General features: G+C 39.9%; 19 protein-coding genes and 1 pseudogene. 17 read left to right on the forward strand and 3 right to left on the reverse strand.

Annotated elements, in window-relative coordinates; genetic code table 11:
• Window position 1 precedes the first annotated feature (1 nt).
• From HMPREF6485_RS10515 to HMPREF6485_RS10565, 10 genes are all read left to right on the forward strand, one after another.
• Window positions 2-490 carry a hypothetical protein gene (locus tag HMPREF6485_RS10515; RefSeq protein ID WP_004346439.1) on the forward strand — a complete coding sequence of 163 codons (489 nt, stop codon included), beginning with the start codon at window positions 2-4 and terminating at the stop codon, window positions 488-490.
• On the forward strand, window positions 487-1,524 hold the full coding sequence (locus HMPREF6485_RS10520) for a nucleoid-associated protein (RefSeq protein WP_004346440.1): 1,038 nt from the start codon (window positions 487-489) through the stop codon (window positions 1,522-1,524). The genes HMPREF6485_RS10515 and HMPREF6485_RS10520 overlap by 4 nt, the downstream gene beginning before the upstream one ends.
• Before the next feature lie 48 nt (window positions 1,525-1,572).
• Window positions 1,573-2,304 (forward strand): DUF6088 family protein, encoded by a 732-nt coding sequence (locus HMPREF6485_RS10525; protein ID WP_004346441.1) that lies wholly within the window; start codon window positions 1,573-1,575, stop codon window positions 2,302-2,304.
• A complete protein-coding gene (locus HMPREF6485_RS10530) occupies window positions 2,301-2,507 on the forward strand; it encodes a nucleotidyl transferase AbiEii/AbiGii toxin family protein (protein WP_248622296.1) in 207 nt (68 codons plus the stop codon). Before HMPREF6485_RS10525 ends, HMPREF6485_RS10530 begins: the two co-directional genes overlap by 4 nt.
• Complete coding sequence (locus HMPREF6485_RS10535) at window positions 2,507-3,121, forward strand: DNA alkylation repair protein (RefSeq protein ID WP_004346444.1); 615 nt, start codon at window positions 2,507-2,509, stop codon at window positions 3,119-3,121. Before HMPREF6485_RS10530 ends, HMPREF6485_RS10535 begins: the two co-directional genes overlap by 1 nt.
• Window positions 3,122-3,134: 13 nt before the next feature.
• Complete coding sequence (locus tag HMPREF6485_RS10540) at window positions 3,135-3,728, forward strand: type 1 glutamine amidotransferase family protein (protein ID WP_004346445.1); 594 nt, start codon at window positions 3,135-3,137, stop codon at window positions 3,726-3,728.
• A 444-nt stretch (window positions 3,729-4,172) separates the two neighbouring features.
• Window positions 4,173-4,703: an HXXEE domain-containing protein gene (locus HMPREF6485_RS10550; RefSeq protein ID WP_004346448.1), complete on the forward strand. Its 531-nt coding sequence runs from the start codon at window positions 4,173-4,175 to the stop codon at window positions 4,701-4,703.
• A gap of 33 nt (window positions 4,704-4,736) precedes the next feature.
• Complete coding sequence (locus HMPREF6485_RS10555; RefSeq protein WP_004346449.1) at window positions 4,737-5,585, forward strand: AraC family transcriptional regulator; 849 nt, start codon at window positions 4,737-4,739, stop codon at window positions 5,583-5,585.
• 96 nt (window positions 5,586-5,681) lie between these two features.
• On the forward strand, window positions 5,682-7,034 hold the full coding sequence (locus HMPREF6485_RS10560) for an MATE family efflux transporter (RefSeq protein ID WP_004346450.1): 1,353 nt from the start codon (window positions 5,682-5,684) through the stop codon (window positions 7,032-7,034).
• A gap of 291 nt (window positions 7,035-7,325) precedes the next feature.
• Window positions 7,326-7,652, forward strand: a complete 327-nt coding sequence (locus HMPREF6485_RS10565) for an RteC domain-containing protein (RefSeq protein ID WP_009162533.1) — start codon at window positions 7,326-7,328, stop codon at window positions 7,650-7,652.
• An 86-nt stretch (window positions 7,653-7,738) separates the two neighbouring features.
• Here HMPREF6485_RS10565 and mobA read toward each other — a convergent pair whose 3' ends face one another.
• The gene (mobA, locus tag HMPREF6485_RS10570) at window positions 7,739-8,155 is read right to left on the reverse strand and encodes a conjugal transfer protein MobA (protein WP_004346453.1); all 417 of its coding nucleotides are present in this window, start codon (window positions 8,153-8,155) and stop codon (window positions 7,739-7,741) included.
• A gap of 703 nt (window positions 8,156-8,858) precedes the next feature.
• Between mobA and HMPREF6485_RS10575 the strand changes: the two genes are divergently transcribed.
• Window positions 8,859-9,287: a DUF3408 domain-containing protein gene (locus HMPREF6485_RS10575; RefSeq protein ID WP_004346454.1), complete on the forward strand. Its 429-nt coding sequence runs from the start codon at window positions 8,859-8,861 to the stop codon at window positions 9,285-9,287.
• 1,009 nt (window positions 9,288-10,296) lie between these two features.
• Here the strand turns inward: HMPREF6485_RS10575 and HMPREF6485_RS10580 are convergent.
• The gene (locus tag HMPREF6485_RS10580; RefSeq protein WP_004346456.1) at window positions 10,297-11,751 is read right to left on the reverse strand and encodes a radical SAM/SPASM domain-containing protein; all 1,455 of its coding nucleotides are present in this window, start codon (window positions 11,749-11,751) and stop codon (window positions 10,297-10,299) included.
• Window positions 11,752-12,286: 535 nt separating this feature from the next.
• A complete protein-coding gene (locus HMPREF6485_RS10585; protein ID WP_004346457.1) occupies window positions 12,287-13,348 on the reverse strand; it encodes a site-specific integrase in 1,062 nt (353 codons plus the stop codon).
• Window positions 13,349-14,075: 727 nt separating this feature from the next.
• Between HMPREF6485_RS10585 and HMPREF6485_RS10590 the strand changes: the two genes are divergently transcribed.
• The 6 genes and pseudogenes from HMPREF6485_RS10590 to HMPREF6485_RS14385 all read left to right on the forward strand — a co-directional run.
• Window positions 14,076-14,555 carry a hypothetical protein gene (locus HMPREF6485_RS10590; RefSeq protein ID WP_004346458.1) on the forward strand — a complete coding sequence of 160 codons (480 nt, stop codon included), beginning with the start codon at window positions 14,076-14,078 and terminating at the stop codon, window positions 14,553-14,555.
• On the forward strand, window positions 14,542-14,940 hold the full coding sequence (locus HMPREF6485_RS10595) for a hypothetical protein (RefSeq protein WP_004346459.1): 399 nt from the start codon (window positions 14,542-14,544) through the stop codon (window positions 14,938-14,940). Before HMPREF6485_RS10590 ends, HMPREF6485_RS10595 begins: the two co-directional genes overlap by 14 nt.
• Window positions 14,937-16,997 (forward strand): bifunctional DNA primase/helicase, encoded by a 2,061-nt coding sequence (locus HMPREF6485_RS10600; RefSeq protein WP_004346460.1) that lies wholly within the window; start codon window positions 14,937-14,939, stop codon window positions 16,995-16,997. Before HMPREF6485_RS10595 ends, HMPREF6485_RS10600 begins: the two co-directional genes overlap by 4 nt.
• Window positions 16,985-17,293 carry a helix-turn-helix domain-containing protein gene (locus HMPREF6485_RS10605; protein WP_004346461.1) on the forward strand — a complete coding sequence of 103 codons (309 nt, stop codon included), beginning with the start codon at window positions 16,985-16,987 and terminating at the stop codon, window positions 17,291-17,293. The genes HMPREF6485_RS10600 and HMPREF6485_RS10605 overlap by 13 nt, the downstream gene beginning before the upstream one ends.
• 192 nt (window positions 17,294-17,485) lie before the next feature.
• Window positions 17,486-18,250: a type IV toxin-antitoxin system AbiEi family antitoxin domain-containing protein gene (locus HMPREF6485_RS10610; RefSeq protein WP_004346462.1), complete on the forward strand. Its 765-nt coding sequence runs from the start codon at window positions 17,486-17,488 to the stop codon at window positions 18,248-18,250.
• Window positions 18,243-18,374, forward strand: a pseudogene (locus tag HMPREF6485_RS14385) (nucleotidyl transferase AbiEii/AbiGii toxin family protein); the annotation flags it as partial. The gene HMPREF6485_RS10610 and the pseudogene HMPREF6485_RS14385, both read left to right, overlap by 8 nt.

Below are 18,374 nucleotides of genomic sequence, written 5' to 3' on the forward strand. Positions count from 1 at the left end.
TATGGGAATATTTGGAAAGTCATATCGTTATTGGGTGGAAACCATTGGAGGATTGCTTGCTGGAATAATTGTGTGTATCCTATTATTCATCGTTAATCCTCATCTTTCAAATTGGAAAGATTTTGTCAAGGAAATTCCTTCAATAGGGATGTGTACTTTCGGCTTTTTATTGACACTGCTAAGCATTATATTACAAGGAAATAGTTCTACAATTGAGTGGATGAAAAGCCGCAAAACGTTATTTGATAGATTCATTCAATATAACAAGCATATTGTAATTCTTTCTTTTATAATATCCATTTATGCTTACACGCTTCGATTTTTTAATTTTCAATGGTTAATACACGAACTAAGTTTAGAGACTAATCCAATCATTCCTCACATTAGAAGATTATTAATAAGTGTCTTTGGAGGATTGATCACTTGGTTTGTAATTGACACTTTTCAATTTATAGAAATGTTTTACCTGTTAATAAAAAAAGCAAAATGATATATTGTGAAAAATCAGCATTAAAGTATGTGATCGTACATATAGTTGGGAATAAGTCATTTAATGAAAATGTTATTTATTCTGCATCAGAAACAATTCTTGATGAGGATTTAGTAGGTGTTTTAAACATGTATTATTTGCAGTCTTTTAAAACTGAAGAATACTACCAACTCTACCACGAAAGTGATTTGGTATTAAATGAGGTTTATACCTATGTCTCCAAGATTTTCGATGAGCCTAAACAACTTTATGAACAATCGGTAAATCTGGCAAAACATTTGTATGAGCAAAGCACCCACCCTAGAATCAAAGGTGGTGAGTTTTATACCGTGTATTTCAAAGATTGTATATTTGACGGAGAAACTCTTGATGCGGTTGGTTTATTCAAATCGGAGAATAAAGAGACTTTTTTGAAGGTGTTGCGTGAAAACGGCAGTTTCAACTTAGTGAGCGACAAGGGTATCAACATTAAAAAGCTGGACAAAGGCTGCCTGATTTTCAATAAGGACAGAGAAAACGGATATGTAGTTGCTGTGGTTGATAATACCAATAAGGACGTAGAAGCTCAATACTGGATTGATGATTTTCTACATGTCCGACAACGGAAGGACGAATACGCTAATACGCAAAATTTTATGGCGTTAGCAAAGAACTTTGTAATCAAAGAATTGCCTAAGGAATTTGAGGTTTCCAAAGCAGACCAAATTGATTTGCTCAACAAGTCGTTGCATTTTTTCAAAGAGAAAGAAACTTTTAATATTAATGATTTTTCCCATGAAGTAATTGCTCAACCCGAAGTGATTGAAAGATTTCATCAGTATAAGCAAGAGTATGAGGACCAAAGTGATATTGTCATCGATAATCAGTTCAAAATTTCCGAATCCGCTTGTAAAAAGCAGCAGCGCTCCTACAAACGTGTCATCAATTTGGACAAGAAAATCCAAATCGTCATTGCCGGCAATCGCCAAAATATAGAACAGGGAAAAGATGATCGTGGAAAATTTTACAAGGTATATTATACAGATGAAGAGTGAATTGTGCGACAAATCATTCGTGTTTTTGTTGGAGTAAAAAACGAATTCATGAACGAAAATATTTCAGAAATAGTAAGAAGAAAAATAGAGAAAACGGATTATGGCATCGTGTTTTCCGCGAGCGATTTTCCTGTTGAAGTTACCAAGCAAAAAACAGTAAACAAGGTCTTGGAAAACTTGACTAAAGCTGGTGAAATTCGACGTTTGTCGAAAGGTCGATATTACAAAACAAAAATGACAGAGTTTGGTGAGCTTATGCCCAGCAGTTATCAGATTGTAAAGGACTTACTGGAAGAGAACGGCAAACTGATTGGTTATATTACAGGATATCAAATTTTTAATGAGCTTGGATTGACTACACAAGTTTCTGCCATTTTGCAGATAGGAACCATCAAAGATAAGAAAAGCACAAAGCGTGGTTATTACAGGATGAAATTTATAAAACAATGGAATACAATCACCAAAGAGAATATTCCTCTTTTGCAGTTGCTCGATTGCCTTCGTTTCTTCAAAAATATTCCTGACACTAACCCTGCGGATAGCAGTAAAAAACTCTTGGGGCTATTATATAAGTTAAGTGAAATTCAACGCAGCAAAATAAAAAAATTGGCTTTAAAATACACTCCGCAGACAATCGCATTATTGGGTGCAATGCTTGAAGTGTTGAATCCGAACGAAGATGTTCTGATATTGCAAATGTCGCTTAATTACCAGACATTTTATAACTTATCAATTCCGCAAGAAATATTGCCTAATCAAAAGAAATGGAATATAAGATGAAACTGCACGAAAATCAACCTCTGTTTGCCCAACCACCCAATTTTGCAGCAAACATCTTGAATATAAGACCAGAATTTATCGAGAAAGCTTATTGGATTACTCGTGCGTTACAGAGAAAGTCTCAAAATGTCAATGCCGAGAAAGTAGTTTTCAAAGGAGGAACGTCCCTCTCTAAGGCCTTAAATAATTTATTGATTCCGTAATGTGCATAGATAAAGTATTAAGTGATATTATAGCAATTAAGAATGGCTTTCAGCACATCCTTGATGGGGCTGATGGAATCCTTTCGACATACTCAAAGGAACAGTGCTTTGAATTTGCTCTTGAATTGTTTAAGCACGAAGCCTATCAAGCCCGAATGTTGGCAACAACGGTATTGGGAAGATTGGCAACAACGAATGATGATGCCCTTTATTTTCTGAAAGAGCAAGTCAGCACAGACGAGAATTGGCGAGTTCAGGAAATGCTTGCAAAGGCTTTTGATGAGGTTTGCAAACGCAGAGGATATGAAATGTCCTTATCTCTCATCGAAGAGTGGATAAATGACGATAATCCGAATGTAGTCCGTGCCGTAACAGAAGGGCTGAGGATTTGGACAAGTCGCCCATTCTTCAAAGAAAATCCATCGGTGGCTATTGCATTAATCAGTAAGCATAAAGCACACGAGAGCAAATATCTTCGGAAATCCGTAGGAAACGCTCTAAGGGATATAAGCAAGAAGCACGCAGAATTGATACGGCAAGAGGTGGAGCAATGGGATTTATCCAATCCTCGAATTATGTTCACTTATAAACTTGCAGCGAAGTTGTTAAAGTAAAAAAGATATATCAATGAAACAGAAAGTATTATTTATCATATTGAATGAATACACAGATTGGGAGGGGGCTTTTCTCTCCACGACTCTTCATGTGGGCGTGATACCGGGCGGTGAAATAAAATACGAAGTGCATACCATTGCCCCGACATCGGACGCAGTCCGTTCCATCGGAGGTTTCAGAACCTTGCCCGATTATTCTTTCGAGAATATGCCGAAAGATTATGCCGCTTTAGTGCTTATCGGTGGCAACCGTTGGGACTCTCCTGAAGCAGAACTTTTCGTACCATTGGTACGGGAGGCTTTGGATAAAGGTAAAATCATCGGGGCGATATGTAACGGTGTTTCATTCCTATGTTCACACGGTTTCCTGAACAATGTAAAGCATACAGGCAACGGTCTCGACCAACTCAAAAAATGGGGCGATATCGTTTACACTAACGCAGAAAACTATGTGGAAGCACAAGCTGTTAGTGACAAGAATATTGTTACGGCAAACGGTGTAGGGCATTTGGAATTCACTCGAGAGATGCTTCTATTGCTGGAAGCCAATACTCCGGAAAACATTGCGTCATGGTATGATTTCTATAAAAACGGATTTGTGAGATAAAGTTATTTTTCTGAAATTATATGGTCGTAATATCAAACATAAAAGCCACGTTTTCGTGCAATTTACAGAGCGTTTGGCAAGTTGTAACATCGCTAACAGACTATTCGTGGAGAAGTGATGTTGAAAAGATAGAGGTCATATCAGACACGCAATTTGTAGAAATAACGAAGAGTGGATATAAGACAACTTTCACGGTAACAAGATAAGAACCTTTTTGTCTTTGGGAGTTTGACATGGAGAATGACAATATGAAAGGACATTGGATCGGTGTTTTCAGTGGCAATGAAAAGAATGCTACGATTGACTTTACAGAACACATTGAGCCTAAGAAATGGTTTATGATTCCATTTGTGAAGATTTATTTGAAATATCGGCAAGCCAAGTATGTCAGAGATTTAAGAAACGTGTTGAAAAGAGTACAGCCATAGATTTTTGGAAACCAATATGATGAAATTAGAATTAATAATGCTGCTTCTCCCTGTTGTGTTCATGCTTCACGAATACGAAGAGATTATCATGTTCAGGCATTGGCTAGACAGAAATAGGGATGAATTGAAAAGGCGTTTCCCGAAATTCGAGCGGTTTCTTGCACGCAGGAGACATTTTGATTATTCCACAGCCACATTTGCCATTGGGACTGCCCACGAGTTCATTCTGATTTCCCTCATTTCTTTCTGTGCCGTATGGTTGGGTGCTTATCAGTGGTGGTTCGCTGCATTTGCAGGGTATTCCTTCCACCTTATAGTACATCTTGCTCAATGGACAATATACCGAAAATATATACCTGTTATCATTACCACATTTTTGACTTTGCCTTATTGTGTCTATGCCTTTGTTGAATTGGAAAAGACTTCCATTCTATCTCCTTTACAGATGTTCTTATGGTCAGTTGTCGGGATTATCCTTACAGTGCTTAGTTTACTCTCTGCTTTTTTCGTGATGAGCAAATTTCAACAATGGCAGGAGAAACATTGAGAGCGTATTGTCAATAATAAAGTAATAGAAAGAATGTCCCGATTCCCCATCCATAGAAGTTCGCAACTCACAGAATTCGGAGTATATCTGAAGACGGTCGCCTTTCGGACATCGACACCTTCAGAAAGATATGCTTTCTCCCATACCGATGATTATTATTTCTTCGGCTTCATAGAGGATGGGCAATGCCGTCTGAATATTGATTTTGAGGAATACACTTTCGGGAAAGGAAGCCTGGCTATCATCCGTCCGGGACAAGTACACCGTATCATCGACGCTTTCAATCTTTCCGCAAAGTTCTTGGTTATCGACTCGGTATTGGTGGATAAGGAGGAAAAACGAACGCTTGAGAGATACGGTCGCCCTCAAATACAACTATCCGACATATCGGAACAGAAACTATTATTATCACTTCTTGACTGCAAACTGAGTGGCATGAAAAATCCATCTGCCAAAGCAGTCGTTCAGCGACTGACCACCGTCATTGTAGGGTTAGTCGTGGAGAACATTGTAAATGCAACGATAGCTCAATCCAAATTGCAGGGGACAGTGACCAGACACAAGGAAATAGTATGGGAATTTCGGGATTTGTTGGAAAGCAATATCCGAAGCAAACGTTCGCCATCATTCTATGCCGGGCGGCTGAACATTACCGTTGCCTACCTGAATGAAGCTGTAAATTCTGTTCTGGGGACAAGTGTGAGCCACCATATCCAAAACGAGATTATTTTGTTGGCTAAACGTCAATTGGTCTATACTACAGATTCCATCAAAGAGATTGCACATAGTTTAGGCTTTAACGATTACTCCTACTTCACACGGCTGTTTACCAAGGTTGCAGGCGTTTCTCCCACGTTCTTCAGAAGGACTTACCACGAATAGTGCTATCATTACCATTATCCGTCTATTGTGACAGCTTGTATCCCACCGTACCTTTGCAGCGAACTTTATTCACTTAAAAAGATACGGATTATAAGGATGAACAACGCTGTGAATATTTTGCGAGAAGGAAGTATGATGAAAGCCCTGACAAAGTTGGGGATACCTATTGTCATCGCAATGCTGATTATGGCAATATACAATGTGGTAGATACTTTTTGGGTTGCACGTCTTGGAACTCTTCCTGTCGCCGCTGTATCTGTTGTTTTCCCTATATCGTTGTTATTTCTTGGGATAGGACTGATGTTCGGTGTCGGAGGCGGAGTGTATATATCCCGTCTGTTGGGAGCGAAACAGGTTGTCAAGGCAAGTCAGGTCGCTTCCGTCTCAGTGATTACCTCTGTGATGTTGGCAGCTCTCATTGCCTTTGTGTGCAATGCGTTCCTGCCGGACATCCTACTTTTCATGGGAGCAAACGAGGAGATGATAAGTTTGGCAGAATCCTACGGCAGGCTTTTTATCATCAGTTGTGTCATAGGAACATTGAATGTGTCCATGTCCAATATCATTGTTTCACAAGGTGCGTCGAAGACATCTGCGTCGGCAATGATCATCGGCTCTATCGTTAATGTTGCATTAGACCCCTTGTTTATCTACACTTTCAATTGGGGTGTGGAAGGTGCTGCATGGGCAACTATTTTTTCAAGAATCATCACGACAGCTATTTACATCCGTTTCCTTACGAAAGCAGAGGTAAAAGTATCTCTTGCCTTGTTCGCTCCCACGATAAGAATATACGCAGACATCATTAAGATTGGTATCTCTATGCTCTTTTTGCAACTACTCCAGACCCTTTCCATCAGTTTGTTGCAGAAAGCCGCTGTGAAATATGGGGCAGAGGCTGTTGCGGCTGTGGGTATCGTCCTGAAAATCGTCACATTGGGAACAAACGTAGTTTTCGGATTTGTAAAAGGACTCCAACCTATGGCAGGCTATAACTACGGGGCAGGCAATTTTCAAAGATTAAGGGAAGCGGTGTGCTGTTCTCTGATACTCACAACCTCGTTTTGTGTGCTCTGGAGTATTCTTATAGTCATTTTTACCTCTCCTATCATCAGTTGTTTCGGTAAAGACGAAACAATGCAGGAAATAGCAAGAATTGCGCTTAGGGCCAATACGATTATGTTCTTCACTTTCGGATTCCAATTTGTGTATTCCACACTATATATGGCAATCGGAAGAGCAAGGCAAAGTCTTCTGCTAAACATCGGACGGCAAGGTTTGTTTTTTATCCCTATAATATTGCTGCTTCCATCGTATTGGGAACTAAATGGAGTGCTTTATGCACAGCCTATTGCCGACGTCTTTGCAACCTTGATGACGCTGCTTTTTGCCGTCCGAATTCACAGGGAGATAGGTCATCAATCACATCTCACGACAGAAAATATATAATGTTGAACTTAAAAGATATAATTATGCTGAGACTCACTCAAACGGAAGACTTCAAGACGATAATTTCGTCTTGCTCTACAGAAGAGCAAGTACAAAAGGCATCGGACAATTTTATATTGAAGGTCGTTGCTCTATGTGATACAGAAGAAGATACTGTCTCGTTGTTTCGTATCCTCCGCTACACTCGCTGTCGCTTACAAGCTATGCAAAAGGCGTATCCTTTAAACGGAGAGGGGGAAAAATGTGTCAGAACTACTCAGTGTCATTGACACAGAGTTGAAGTTGCTGAAGATGCGAATGCAGGGGCTTCTTCCTGCTTTGTCTGTCAAACCAACCAAGAAACTCCACTGGACAGGCAAGGCGACAGACTTGGTGGAACTACTTTATGCCCTTGACACCTGCGACTGTATCAATGATGGAGAGATTGGTGTAGAGGAACTGGCAGACGCTCTTTCTGAAATCTTCGGTGTGGAAATCAAGAACTGCTACAACGTCTATATGAATATGAAACGTCGCAAGGACGACAGTCGCACATATTTCCTTGACGAACTCCGAGAGAAACTGAACAAACGAATGGTAGAGAGCGACCTGAAAGGAGGAAAATTCAAAAAACGGTAATTGCATGCAAATAATCAATCAGGCTTCCCCAAACGAGATGGAAGCCTGATTTTTTCATCCATAAAGAACAGTACAATGTAAAATGGTTACTGCCGATGTTGCCATTTTTCTTGGAATTCACGAGTCAATTGCACGATTTCCCCTCCGATTATTGCCAGTTCAAGTGTCAGTTTCTCCAACTTTGTGAGCATTGCAAAGGCTTTCTTCTCTGTAAAGTTGCTCTTCATTGCAACTACTGTCTGGTTGTAATTGACTCCCACACTGCGGAATTGTCCATACAAAGTCGTCAGCTTTTGATAATAGTCAAGCAACGAACGATCCACTTTTATCACCCGAAAAGTCTCATTAAAGATTCTTGCCTTGATGAAAAGTGACAGACTTGGTACACCGCTTTCCTCTTTCATCGTGAGGAAATGAGCGTATTCCGTCGGTGTGAAATTGACCGAAACACGCTTCTCTGTCTTCTCTTTGGAGCGTACGCTCCGAATTTTCTTCATTTTCATTTCTTACTTTGAATTTTAGTGTTTCACGGCATAAGCAGTATTCGAAACATGATATTGTCTCTTTCAAGAAAAACGACTTCGGAGTTTTTCAGCTCTCTCGGGGAGCAAGGGTTTTATGCTGCAAAAACGGAGTCGTGCTGCATAAAACATACCTTGCTATTTGCCCGATGCAAATAAATCCATCCCGAAAAACGGAGCATTTCTTTCTCTAAAAGAAAGGTTTTATGCCTCGAAGGCTTCGGCTTACCGCTTGGGTGCAAAGTTACTAAGCGTTGTGTCTAACTCCGTTACCTCATATGAAGCCACAACTATCCAAATTAACGCCACAAGTACGCACTAAAGGAAATCACGCTGATTACAGCATCTCCGAGCCATATATTTGCACTGTCGAATATGTCGGTGGAGGGATGCATCTTCGATAATATCACGTTTCGATGAGCGATATGAGCGAGGGTGTATATCAAAGAACATGTCCTTGATTCTTTCACTTGAACGTGGGAATGTGCGAAAGCAGATACAATCGAATGATTGTATTGATGGACACCAATGAACATCTCCACTGAAAGGGTATGAACGAAAGGATGTAGCCCTGCTGGTACAAGTCGACTGTTGGGCATATCTTCGATAGCGGACGTATTCATCTTCATCGGTAAATATACCGACAACGAAATGAACAGTGAATTGTATAACAATAAAAGTAAGTATGACAGAAAAACAAAACGGCAAGGTAGATCCCGTTGCCATCCGAGAACTTATTTCACAGGGTATTCCCATGAAAAGAAAAGAGAGCGAGATAAAACGCTCTCAATCAGAAGAGCAGTGTACTGAATCGGAACGTCCCAATGACGAACCAATGTCAAAGGATTTTTCAAAAGCCCCAAGAAGAGAAAGGCGAAAGGCTGACAAAGGTGATTATGAGTCACTTTTCATCTGTCGCAACACTTTGAAAAATCGCAAGACCATCTATATTGCCAAAGAGTTGCAAGACACGTTGGCGGAGATAGTCATGTCGATGAGAAACAGAGATATGACCATCGGCATCTATGTGGAGAACATCATCCTCCACCACCTTGAGACCTACAAAGATGAAATCAACAGATTGGCTGAGATGAAATTTAGGAAGCTATTGTAAATCGCCTTTCGCCAACATCCTGCTACTCTTCAATAATGACCAATCGGATGTTTTGATTTTATGCGGATTCCAGAGAAGAGGGAGTTGAGTTTCCATTTTTCTTTTTCTCTGTCCTCGCGTTATCAACATTTTTATGCGTCTTTCCATCGGGTTGGTCGTTTTCGTTTCGAGGCAACAAAGAGGTAGGGGGCAAGGACAACAAGGTTTAGGGCAAGAATACTACCTGTAATGAAATGGAAGTGTGGAGATTGTTGCCCTAACGGCTTGCCGCTTGACCTTCTTGCCCGCAGTACGCCGGAACTACCTTCGCCGAAGAAGACAGAACGAATCATCCGACGCGAAAATATCGAATCTAATCCAAATGTCACAATAACCAAACGTAATCACCTATAATTCATTTGATTGCGCCTGTTTTCTTTGTGATCTACAAATATTTTGATTTTTCTGATTTAATCTTTCTAATTTGCTTGTTTTTCTATGTTTTTTGCTTTATATTTGATTAGGGGGTAATACGCCACTTTGTTATTAAAGCAACAAAAATATGATATAAATGAGTCCTATATTTCGGCCTTCCCGTTTCTCTCAGATAGAATGCATTTGACAATCATACTATTACGTCAACATCCCTCAAATTTCCGCACAAATATCCTCGAAAATAATTTTCAAAGAGAAACTTGAACTAATGTTGAGAAACACCATAGATGGCAGAGAAAAAATGAGAAGCAGGATTCATAAATAAGACTCTATAATAAAGAATGCATAAGTAGATAGAATTTAAAGCAAAAAAAGAGACACAAGAAGTTGTTTCATTAAAAAAGCGAGGCATACAAGCATTGATTGTATGCCCTATATTTTTTAATATTCAATTAAATAAAACAAAAATATCCACAGAAATAGCAGTTCTTTCTGCAATTTATACAGAGCAAATCCGACATAAAATGCTGCAAATAAAAAAAACAAACACTACGAAGTCTTATGTTGTCTGTATTCAAAACACTACTTATCGCAATCATTGTTTTTTACTTTCATACAATATCTTCTTTGTTTTCGCAATATTGCAGAAATACTTACTCACCTCAAAAGGGTTGCCCATAGAACTTTCATTCGAGTTTCTAACCATACAAACAGAACAATAATCTTTCTGAGTACATGATTTGCATTCTTGAATATCCTTGCGTCGTATTGAACGCAGTTCTTTAATTTCTTCTGACTTAAACCAGATATTCTTAAGAGTGTCCTGATTTAGATTTCCTACAATTCTATCGGACCATCCCACACAAGGGTAGACATCTCCTTGAGAACTAATACAGATAGAGGAATTGCAAACACTACAAATATAATCGTCGGCAGATTTCTTTTTATTATCTGCGATTTCTTTTTCAATATCTTCCATATAAGAAGAATCGTTGGTCATCTTATCTGCAATGAATTCGTATAGTTCAGCGTCTGATAGTCTACAGTTTAGATTATCCTTATTATGATTGTATTTGGCAATAATGGAATAATCGAAGCCTACAGGAATATTATGCTCAAACGCCCACTGTTGGACGCTTTTATAACTATCATAATTGGCCTTCATAATAGGACAGCTTAACTGTACGGGGATACCATTCTCTATTAGTTTAAGAACAGAACTACAGGTTTTCTTCAGACTATTTTTATGCATAGTAATCCCATCATGAATCTCTGGTCTCATGGAGTATATGGAAGTTTGAACGCTAAGTAAGGGATTCTTTTTCATTTCCTTTACCATATTCTCGTCAAGTAATGTGAGGTTAGAAAGAATATTGACAGACATGTCGCATTCTCTACACTTCTTTACAAAATCAATAAAGTGTGGATGTAGCATTGGCTCTCCACCACTTATTGTAATGTGAAGTAACTTCATCTCTTGGGCTTGGTCAAGAATGCTATAAAAGAATCTGTCATCCATCAATTCTGTTTTTAGCTCATGAGGTATATAACAATGAATGCATCTTTCATTACACTCACTAACAACCTCCACATGAATACTGGTTGGAAAAGGAGATTCTCCAAAACGTTTGCTCAAAAACTCTTGAGTTTCGATCAACTCATATTCTCCTTTGTTTAGATTTTGAGAAATGATCCCATTTACTACCCGAATATGAGAAACATTATGCTTATTACATTCTTGTAGAGATTCGCCTTTTATCACAAATCCTTTTAAGTTTAGCAAATCAAGAAATTCAACAATATCTTTCTGTAAGTCGTATCCTTCTTCAATTTCAAAAAGCAAAGAAACCCTATCCATAATTTCTTTGAGAGAAAGAGGGCGTTTTTCGAGACAAGATAGAATATCTGCACCTGTCTCTGAAACAATTTGATCACCGAGAATAAAATTAGTACCTGTGAAATTATAGCCAAAATTTCGATTATCCGTTATATACCCAAAGTCTCCGTAATTACGGAAAAGTACAAGAGGATTAATTTTATAGTATGCCATAAGAAGTAATTGAACATATCAGACGGAGTCTCTACGATTCCATCTGATATGTAAATTTAGCGATGACCTCCAGGTCCAGGAGGATTACAAGGTCTACCGCAAGGTCTGCTATTAGGACGGCAATCTGCCATTTTTACAGAACCTTGGGCCATCAACATCGGTTTTTTGAAATTCTTCATACTTTATCCGTTTTTGGGCCATAATGGCCAATTAATACTAGTCTTCTTGCAAAGACGTTAATAACATATCCCATACCTAGTGTCTCAGTAATAGAATAGGAACAATATTTTATTTAGTGCAAAAATCATACCAAGTCAACATCTTGCTAGTCTTGGCGTCAAAATGGCAGCATCAAATTCCAGATGGTCACAACAAAAATGGAGAAAGTTTCGTTTTTCTCAGTAGATAATATTACCTTTGCCGTATTCAAAAGCGATTCTTTGAAAATGCAAAATAAGGAAGAATATAGAGTATTACTGGTTTCCTTATCGTTACCGACTCTTCTTTTTCATTATTTCAATCCGTTGAAATATAGTTACTTGTAAATTAAGCAATGTTTAGCAAGATGGAAGGTCAGATTTTTCTTGACACCGCAAAGGTCGGCAATTTCTTTTAAATATGCGTTGGTTTTCTGATTCGTTAGGATGGGAAATAGTTTGCCGTCCCGATAGGTCTTATGACTGTACTTGGCAATGATACTCTTGGGAATGTCAAGCAATAAAACATTTGTCTCCACACTTGTTTTCTGTCTCTTGGTCATAATCCACTGCTTATCATCAAGTGTTACGATATTGTCCGGTGTGAGATTGGAAACATCAATATATGCCAGACCTGTGAAACATGAAAAGATGAAAACGTCCCTTACTAGTTCTAAGCGGTGGATATCCAGTTCTTTGTTGGCAATCTTCATGATTTCCTCGTCCGTAAGGAAGCCACGGTTTACCGGCTCCAAGTGGAAACGATGATTGAGGAATGGGTCGTGAAGAAGATAGCCACGCTTTTGCGCATAGATGGTCACGGTTTTCAGTGCCTTCAATTTCTTGACTGATGTGTTATAGGCACACCCAGCCGCCGTACTCAGATATAACTCAAAATCCTGTACTACGGATGGCGTGAACTCTGCCAGTCCAATATCTTTCTTCCCATACTTATAGATAAGGAATTCTGCGAAATGCCTTCTTAAAACGCTGTACTTTTGCAGGCTGTCCTTGCTGATGGTATGTCCGACACGCTGTCTGACATCTTCGTTGAACTTGTCGAATATAGGGAGAAAGGTCGTGTACTCCCTGTCTTTCCCGACAAAGAATGAGCGGATTTTATCCAATGACAAGGATTCATCATCCTCGAATTTGTGGTAAATGTTATTCAGCATTGTGGAAATGGAGTCCAATGCGGCATTGGCGGATAAGGCTTCTGCCGTCCGACCTTTGAGCCTGCTGGTAGTGTTATTCCACAGCGACTTGTCCACGAATATTTTCGTAGATCCGAAATTAGCCATCTCTCCGTTAAGGAATACTCGGAGCATTACAGGCGACTTTCCTTCTTTGTTCTCATAGTTTGAACGTAGGTAGAAGGACACCTTGAAATTTGTTCTCATAATGCATCATTCTTTTGTGTAGCACTCGGCTGCAAAGTTAATACTTAATACATTGAAAAAGAAAGAGTTGACGCCGTCAATATGGTATTCAAAATCCCGTCACTGCTACATTTTTTGCTACTGCAATTTTTGTGTAGCAGTAAGTGTAGCAGAATTTGACCGAAAGATGACTGTCAAAATATAGGATTATGCCGTCAGGCAATGGAGGTATATACAAAGAAAAATCGTTGTAAAACCTTGATTTTACAACGATTAGCTAATTTTTGAAGGCTAAATTGACAACCCTTGTGAAGCCCTTTTGAAGCCTATTAGCGGAGAGAGAGGAAAATGAACCTTTTTCTCAACTCCTTGTATCATAGCAATTTATACTTTCCAGTTTTCTCTCTGTAACCAAATTGTAGCCACAAGAGAGTATTTTGAGAGTACCCATAGATACTGTTATGAGAAATACACACTTGTATTTATCGTGTTCAAAGGTACAAAAAATATGAACTGCCGCCAAATATTTGATTGAAAATCTTTTAGAAAGATTCCGGCTACAATTTCAGTGCACGGTGCAAGCCCTTATATATAAAAGGGACTTGCACCGTGCACTGACGGTCTTTCCGTGTGTGAAACAATAAAAAATGCAAATAGTATCATATTGCCAACATTGGCAATCCAATATTCTTAAAAAAGGTTTATTTCTTTGGAACTTTGCACCTATAAATCAAATAAACAAACAAATATGGATAAGAAGATGATACCTCAAAAGGGAGAGGGACGCTTGTTTATCGTGCTTCCCACTCTTGAAATCATGCTGTCTTCTTGCGATAACAGCAAGATGAGAGCCCAAGTTGCCGGCATGGAGAATTCCAATTTCAGGAAGCATTGCAAGATGCAGACAGATTTGAGAATTGACACCTATACCAAATGCGCCTCCGCATTCGACATGGATGTACTTCTTTTGCATCTTCCCAAAGGAATGATAGAATCTTTGGTACATACCACCGAAGACAAAGACCATCGTTTCTTCACAATTGAGAAAGAAGACCTCATCTTTTTGTTGAACAGGCTCTGTCAGGTAGATCACAAAAGAATGATTCAACATATCATACTTCTTGCCAACCGTATAGTAAAAAAGCAAGACAACCTATCTACATTTCGTGATTTAATGGCAGCTATTGAGGAACTTATCCAAAAACTGATGCGTGATGACAGAGAATAACATGCTTCCTTCCGCCCTTTTGGAAGAAATACATTCCTTGAAAGAAAATATGGAACGGATTACAGGCTTCATCCTTGAACTGAAACAGGACTATGCCGTGTTGGAAGAAAAGATTGAGCTGAATTCTTCTGATGTCCTGCGACTTCTCGGCATATCCAGAGCTTCACTTGCGCGATGGAGAGACAGCAAGGTTGTCCCTTACCGTTATGTTTCCTGCAATCACGTGGTCTATCCCTTCAAAGGACTGTACATTGCAATCAAGACGGGACGCGCTTCCTTCAAAGGCTTTCGCAGGGTGGAAGCCCTTCAAAGGCTCAATGCCTACAAAGACGGTATATTGAAAGGCTATATGGGAGACTCACAAATTTTGTTTGAGGAACTATGAACATTAAGGAAGAAATCTTGGAACATACAAACAGGGGATTGGAGATCTTCAGTTTCTATATGCCGATTGACTTTGTTCCGAAACGGAATTTTCGAAATCCACTATATGAGGACAGACGGGCTTCCTGCAATATCTATTTTGACACGAGATCGAAGTGCTATCGGATGAAAGACTTCGGTAACGAAATGTATTCCGGCGATTGCTTTTGGTTCGCAGCCGCAATACAAGGCTTGGATATGCAGAGAGACTTTATGAGGGTATTGAAGATGATTATCAATGACCTGCAACTGAACATTCCATTACCGTACCATGATTGGAGCGAGAAAAGCAAGTCGAATGCCAATATTCCTCCCAAACCTCCCATATCCGTGAATGCCAGTAAGCAGGCAGGCTCCAAGAAATGGTTTAGGATCGCAGAACAATCTTACAAGGATAACGAACTTGGATTTTGGGCACGGTATGGTATCGGAACGAAAACCCTGCAGCGCTTTCAGGTCAAGTCCATAGCCCGTTTTGAGTCGGTTTCAAACCAAGGAAAGGCATATACCATTCATTCTTCTTCGGAAGAACCTATGTTCTGCTATTCTATGAGGAATTTTATTAAAGTGTACCGTCCATTCAGTAAAATGCGGTTCTTGTATGGAGGAGAAAAGGCAGAAGATTATGTGTTCGGATTCGAGCAGCTGCCCAACAAGGGAGACATACTCTTCATCACGGGTGGAGAAAAAGATGTGCTTTCCCTCTCCGCCCATCATTTCAATGCTATCTGTTTCAACAGTGAGACTGCACAAATCCCGGAAAGCATAATCGAGAGCCTGCTGCTTCGTTTTCGCCATATCATTCTCTTATACGATACGGACGAAACCGGTCTTAGGGAGGCAGAACGGCAAGCGGAAGTCCTGTCCGCTTATAAGGTACTTACCCTGACACTTCCCCTGCAAGGCATCAAAAGCGAGAAAGACATATCCGATTACTTTGCCTTAGGGCATAATGAAAAAGAATTGAGAGGGTTGCTGTCAACCATGCTCTCCCAAATTTACACACAGACCATCATGATGCTACGTTCATGTGAAATAGACTATGACAATCCCCCTGATGCATCAAAGTCCGTTGTGACAGTGAATGGCGTACCGTTGGGGACACAAGACAATCTTTTTTGTATTACGGGCGGCGAAGGTACGGGCAAAAGCAATTATGTGGCTGCCATTCTTGCCGGAACATTAGGAACAGAACGGTTACCTTCCGAGAGGACATTGGGATTGGAAATTACGCCCAACCCTAACGGCTTGGCGGTATTACACTACGACACCGAACAGTCTGAGGCACAACTTCACAAGAATCTGGGTAAAACCTTACAACGTGCTTCATTGAAAACCGTACCGGAGTTTTACCACTCCTTATATCTGGCTTCGCTCTCCCGTAAAGACCGACTGAAACTTATCCGTGAGAGCATGGACTTGTTTCATCATAAGCATGGAGGCATCCATCTTGTGGTGATTGATGGTATAGCCGACTTGATACGCTCCGCTAATGATGAAACGGAAAGCATTGCCATCGTTGATGAGCTTTATCGTCTGGCAGGTATTTATAACACTTGCATTATTTGCGTGCTGCACTTTGTACCGAACGGCATCAAGCTTCGTGGACATATCGGCTCGGAGCTGCAACGCAAGGCAGCAGGTATCCTCTCTATAGAGAAAGATGACAATCCAGAATACTCGGTGGTAAAGGCACTGAAAGTCCGTGACGGAAGTCCGCTGGACGTGCCGATGATGCTCTTCGGCTGGGACAAGGCAGAGGATATGCACGTCTATCGTGGCGAGAAATCCAAGGAAGACAAGGAAAAGCGCAAAACCGATGAACTTATTGCCGTTGTCAAAGAAGCCTTCCGAAATTCTATTAAACTCACTTATCAAGAACTTTGTGAAGCTCTGATGCGTGAAATGGAAATCAAAGAAAGAACTGCGAAGAAGTATATTGCCTATATGAAAGAACAACGTATCTTGGCACAAGATACCAATGGTAACTATCAAAAAGGGGAACTATGCCGTACTTAGACCATCAGCCTGAAGACACATGGCAGAAACGCCTGTTTGATAAACTGAAGAATGTGGAAGACAAGCTCGACCGTCTGCTTGTCCTGCGGGAACAGGAAATAGATACAACAATCCGTCCTCCATTGAAACCGGAATACTTGGACATCATAGATGTCTCCAAAATCTTGAAGGTGGAGCAAAAAACCATTTATAACTGGGTTTGGGCAGGGAAAATCCCTTATCTCAAAGCCAATGGCCGATTACTTTTCCTTCGAGAAGAGATAGATGAAATGTTGCAGAAGCGAGACTTATGGTAAAAGCCTGTTTCATACAAGTATGTTGGGAATGTCTTCATATTCCATTTCATCCTCCTTTTTCTCACAATGGTTGTAATTTTATCCTGTATGTCAACTATTAGTTTACTTTCGGGAAAATAATTCAACCAATCGACTGTAATTAGCAAAGTCTTTTGTACCTTTGCGTTTGGTTTTAATTACAGCAAGTAAACTATGAGTGTACTAAAAGGAAAAAAAATAAACCAAATGCTTCAATCCGGGCAAAAGAACGGATTGCTGTTTGCGACATGGCTTGTAGAGCATGGCTATTCCAGGCAGTTGTTGAGCAGGTATCGTTCTTCCGGTTGGTTATCCTCTCTGTGTAAAGGAGTCATGTACCGCACAGACGACACGCTGTCCGCTTTTGGTGCTTTGCAGTCCTTCAACGAACAGGTAGGAAAGAGTTTTCGTGTTGCAGCGCATTCTGCTTTGGAGCTTTGGGGCTTCAACCATTATGTTCCTATGGGCAAGCCTTTGTTAATGATATCAACGACAAGTGATAAGATGCCACAATGGATGAAGCATGACGTTTTCGACCGTGAATTTAAGTTCTTCAAGACAGAAGTATTTGTCCGTGCACAGATAACAACTTTAACATATTTGGACTGGAGGCTGCTTATATCCTCCCCGGAGCAGGCTTTTATGGAATGTCTGTTGCTTACACCGCGACAATATGATTATATGGATTTATTTTATATCATGGAGCAGCTGACCACTCTGCGTCCGAATGTTGTCCAATCGTTATTGGAAACCACAAAACATTACAAAATGAAGAGGCTGTTTCTATATATGGCTGAAAAAGCGGGGCATTATTGGTATGAAGACTTAGACCTTACAAAAATAGATTTGGGGACACATAAACTCCAACTCGTCAAATCCGGTATATATATCAGCAAGTATAAGATGATTGTCCCAAAAGAATTAAACGATTATGAATGATCAACAATATAAAAAACAGGTGGCATTGTTACTACGCATTATGCCCTTGGTTTACAAGATAACGGATTTTGCAGTTCATGGAGGCACAGCTATTAACCTGTTCCACCAAAATTTGCCACGTTAC

Origin of the sequence: Segatella buccae ATCC 33574 (genome assembly GCF_000184945.1) — a bacterium.
GTDB classification, from domain to species: domain Bacteria; phylum Bacteroidota; class Bacteroidia; order Bacteroidales; family Bacteroidaceae; genus Prevotella; species Prevotella buccae.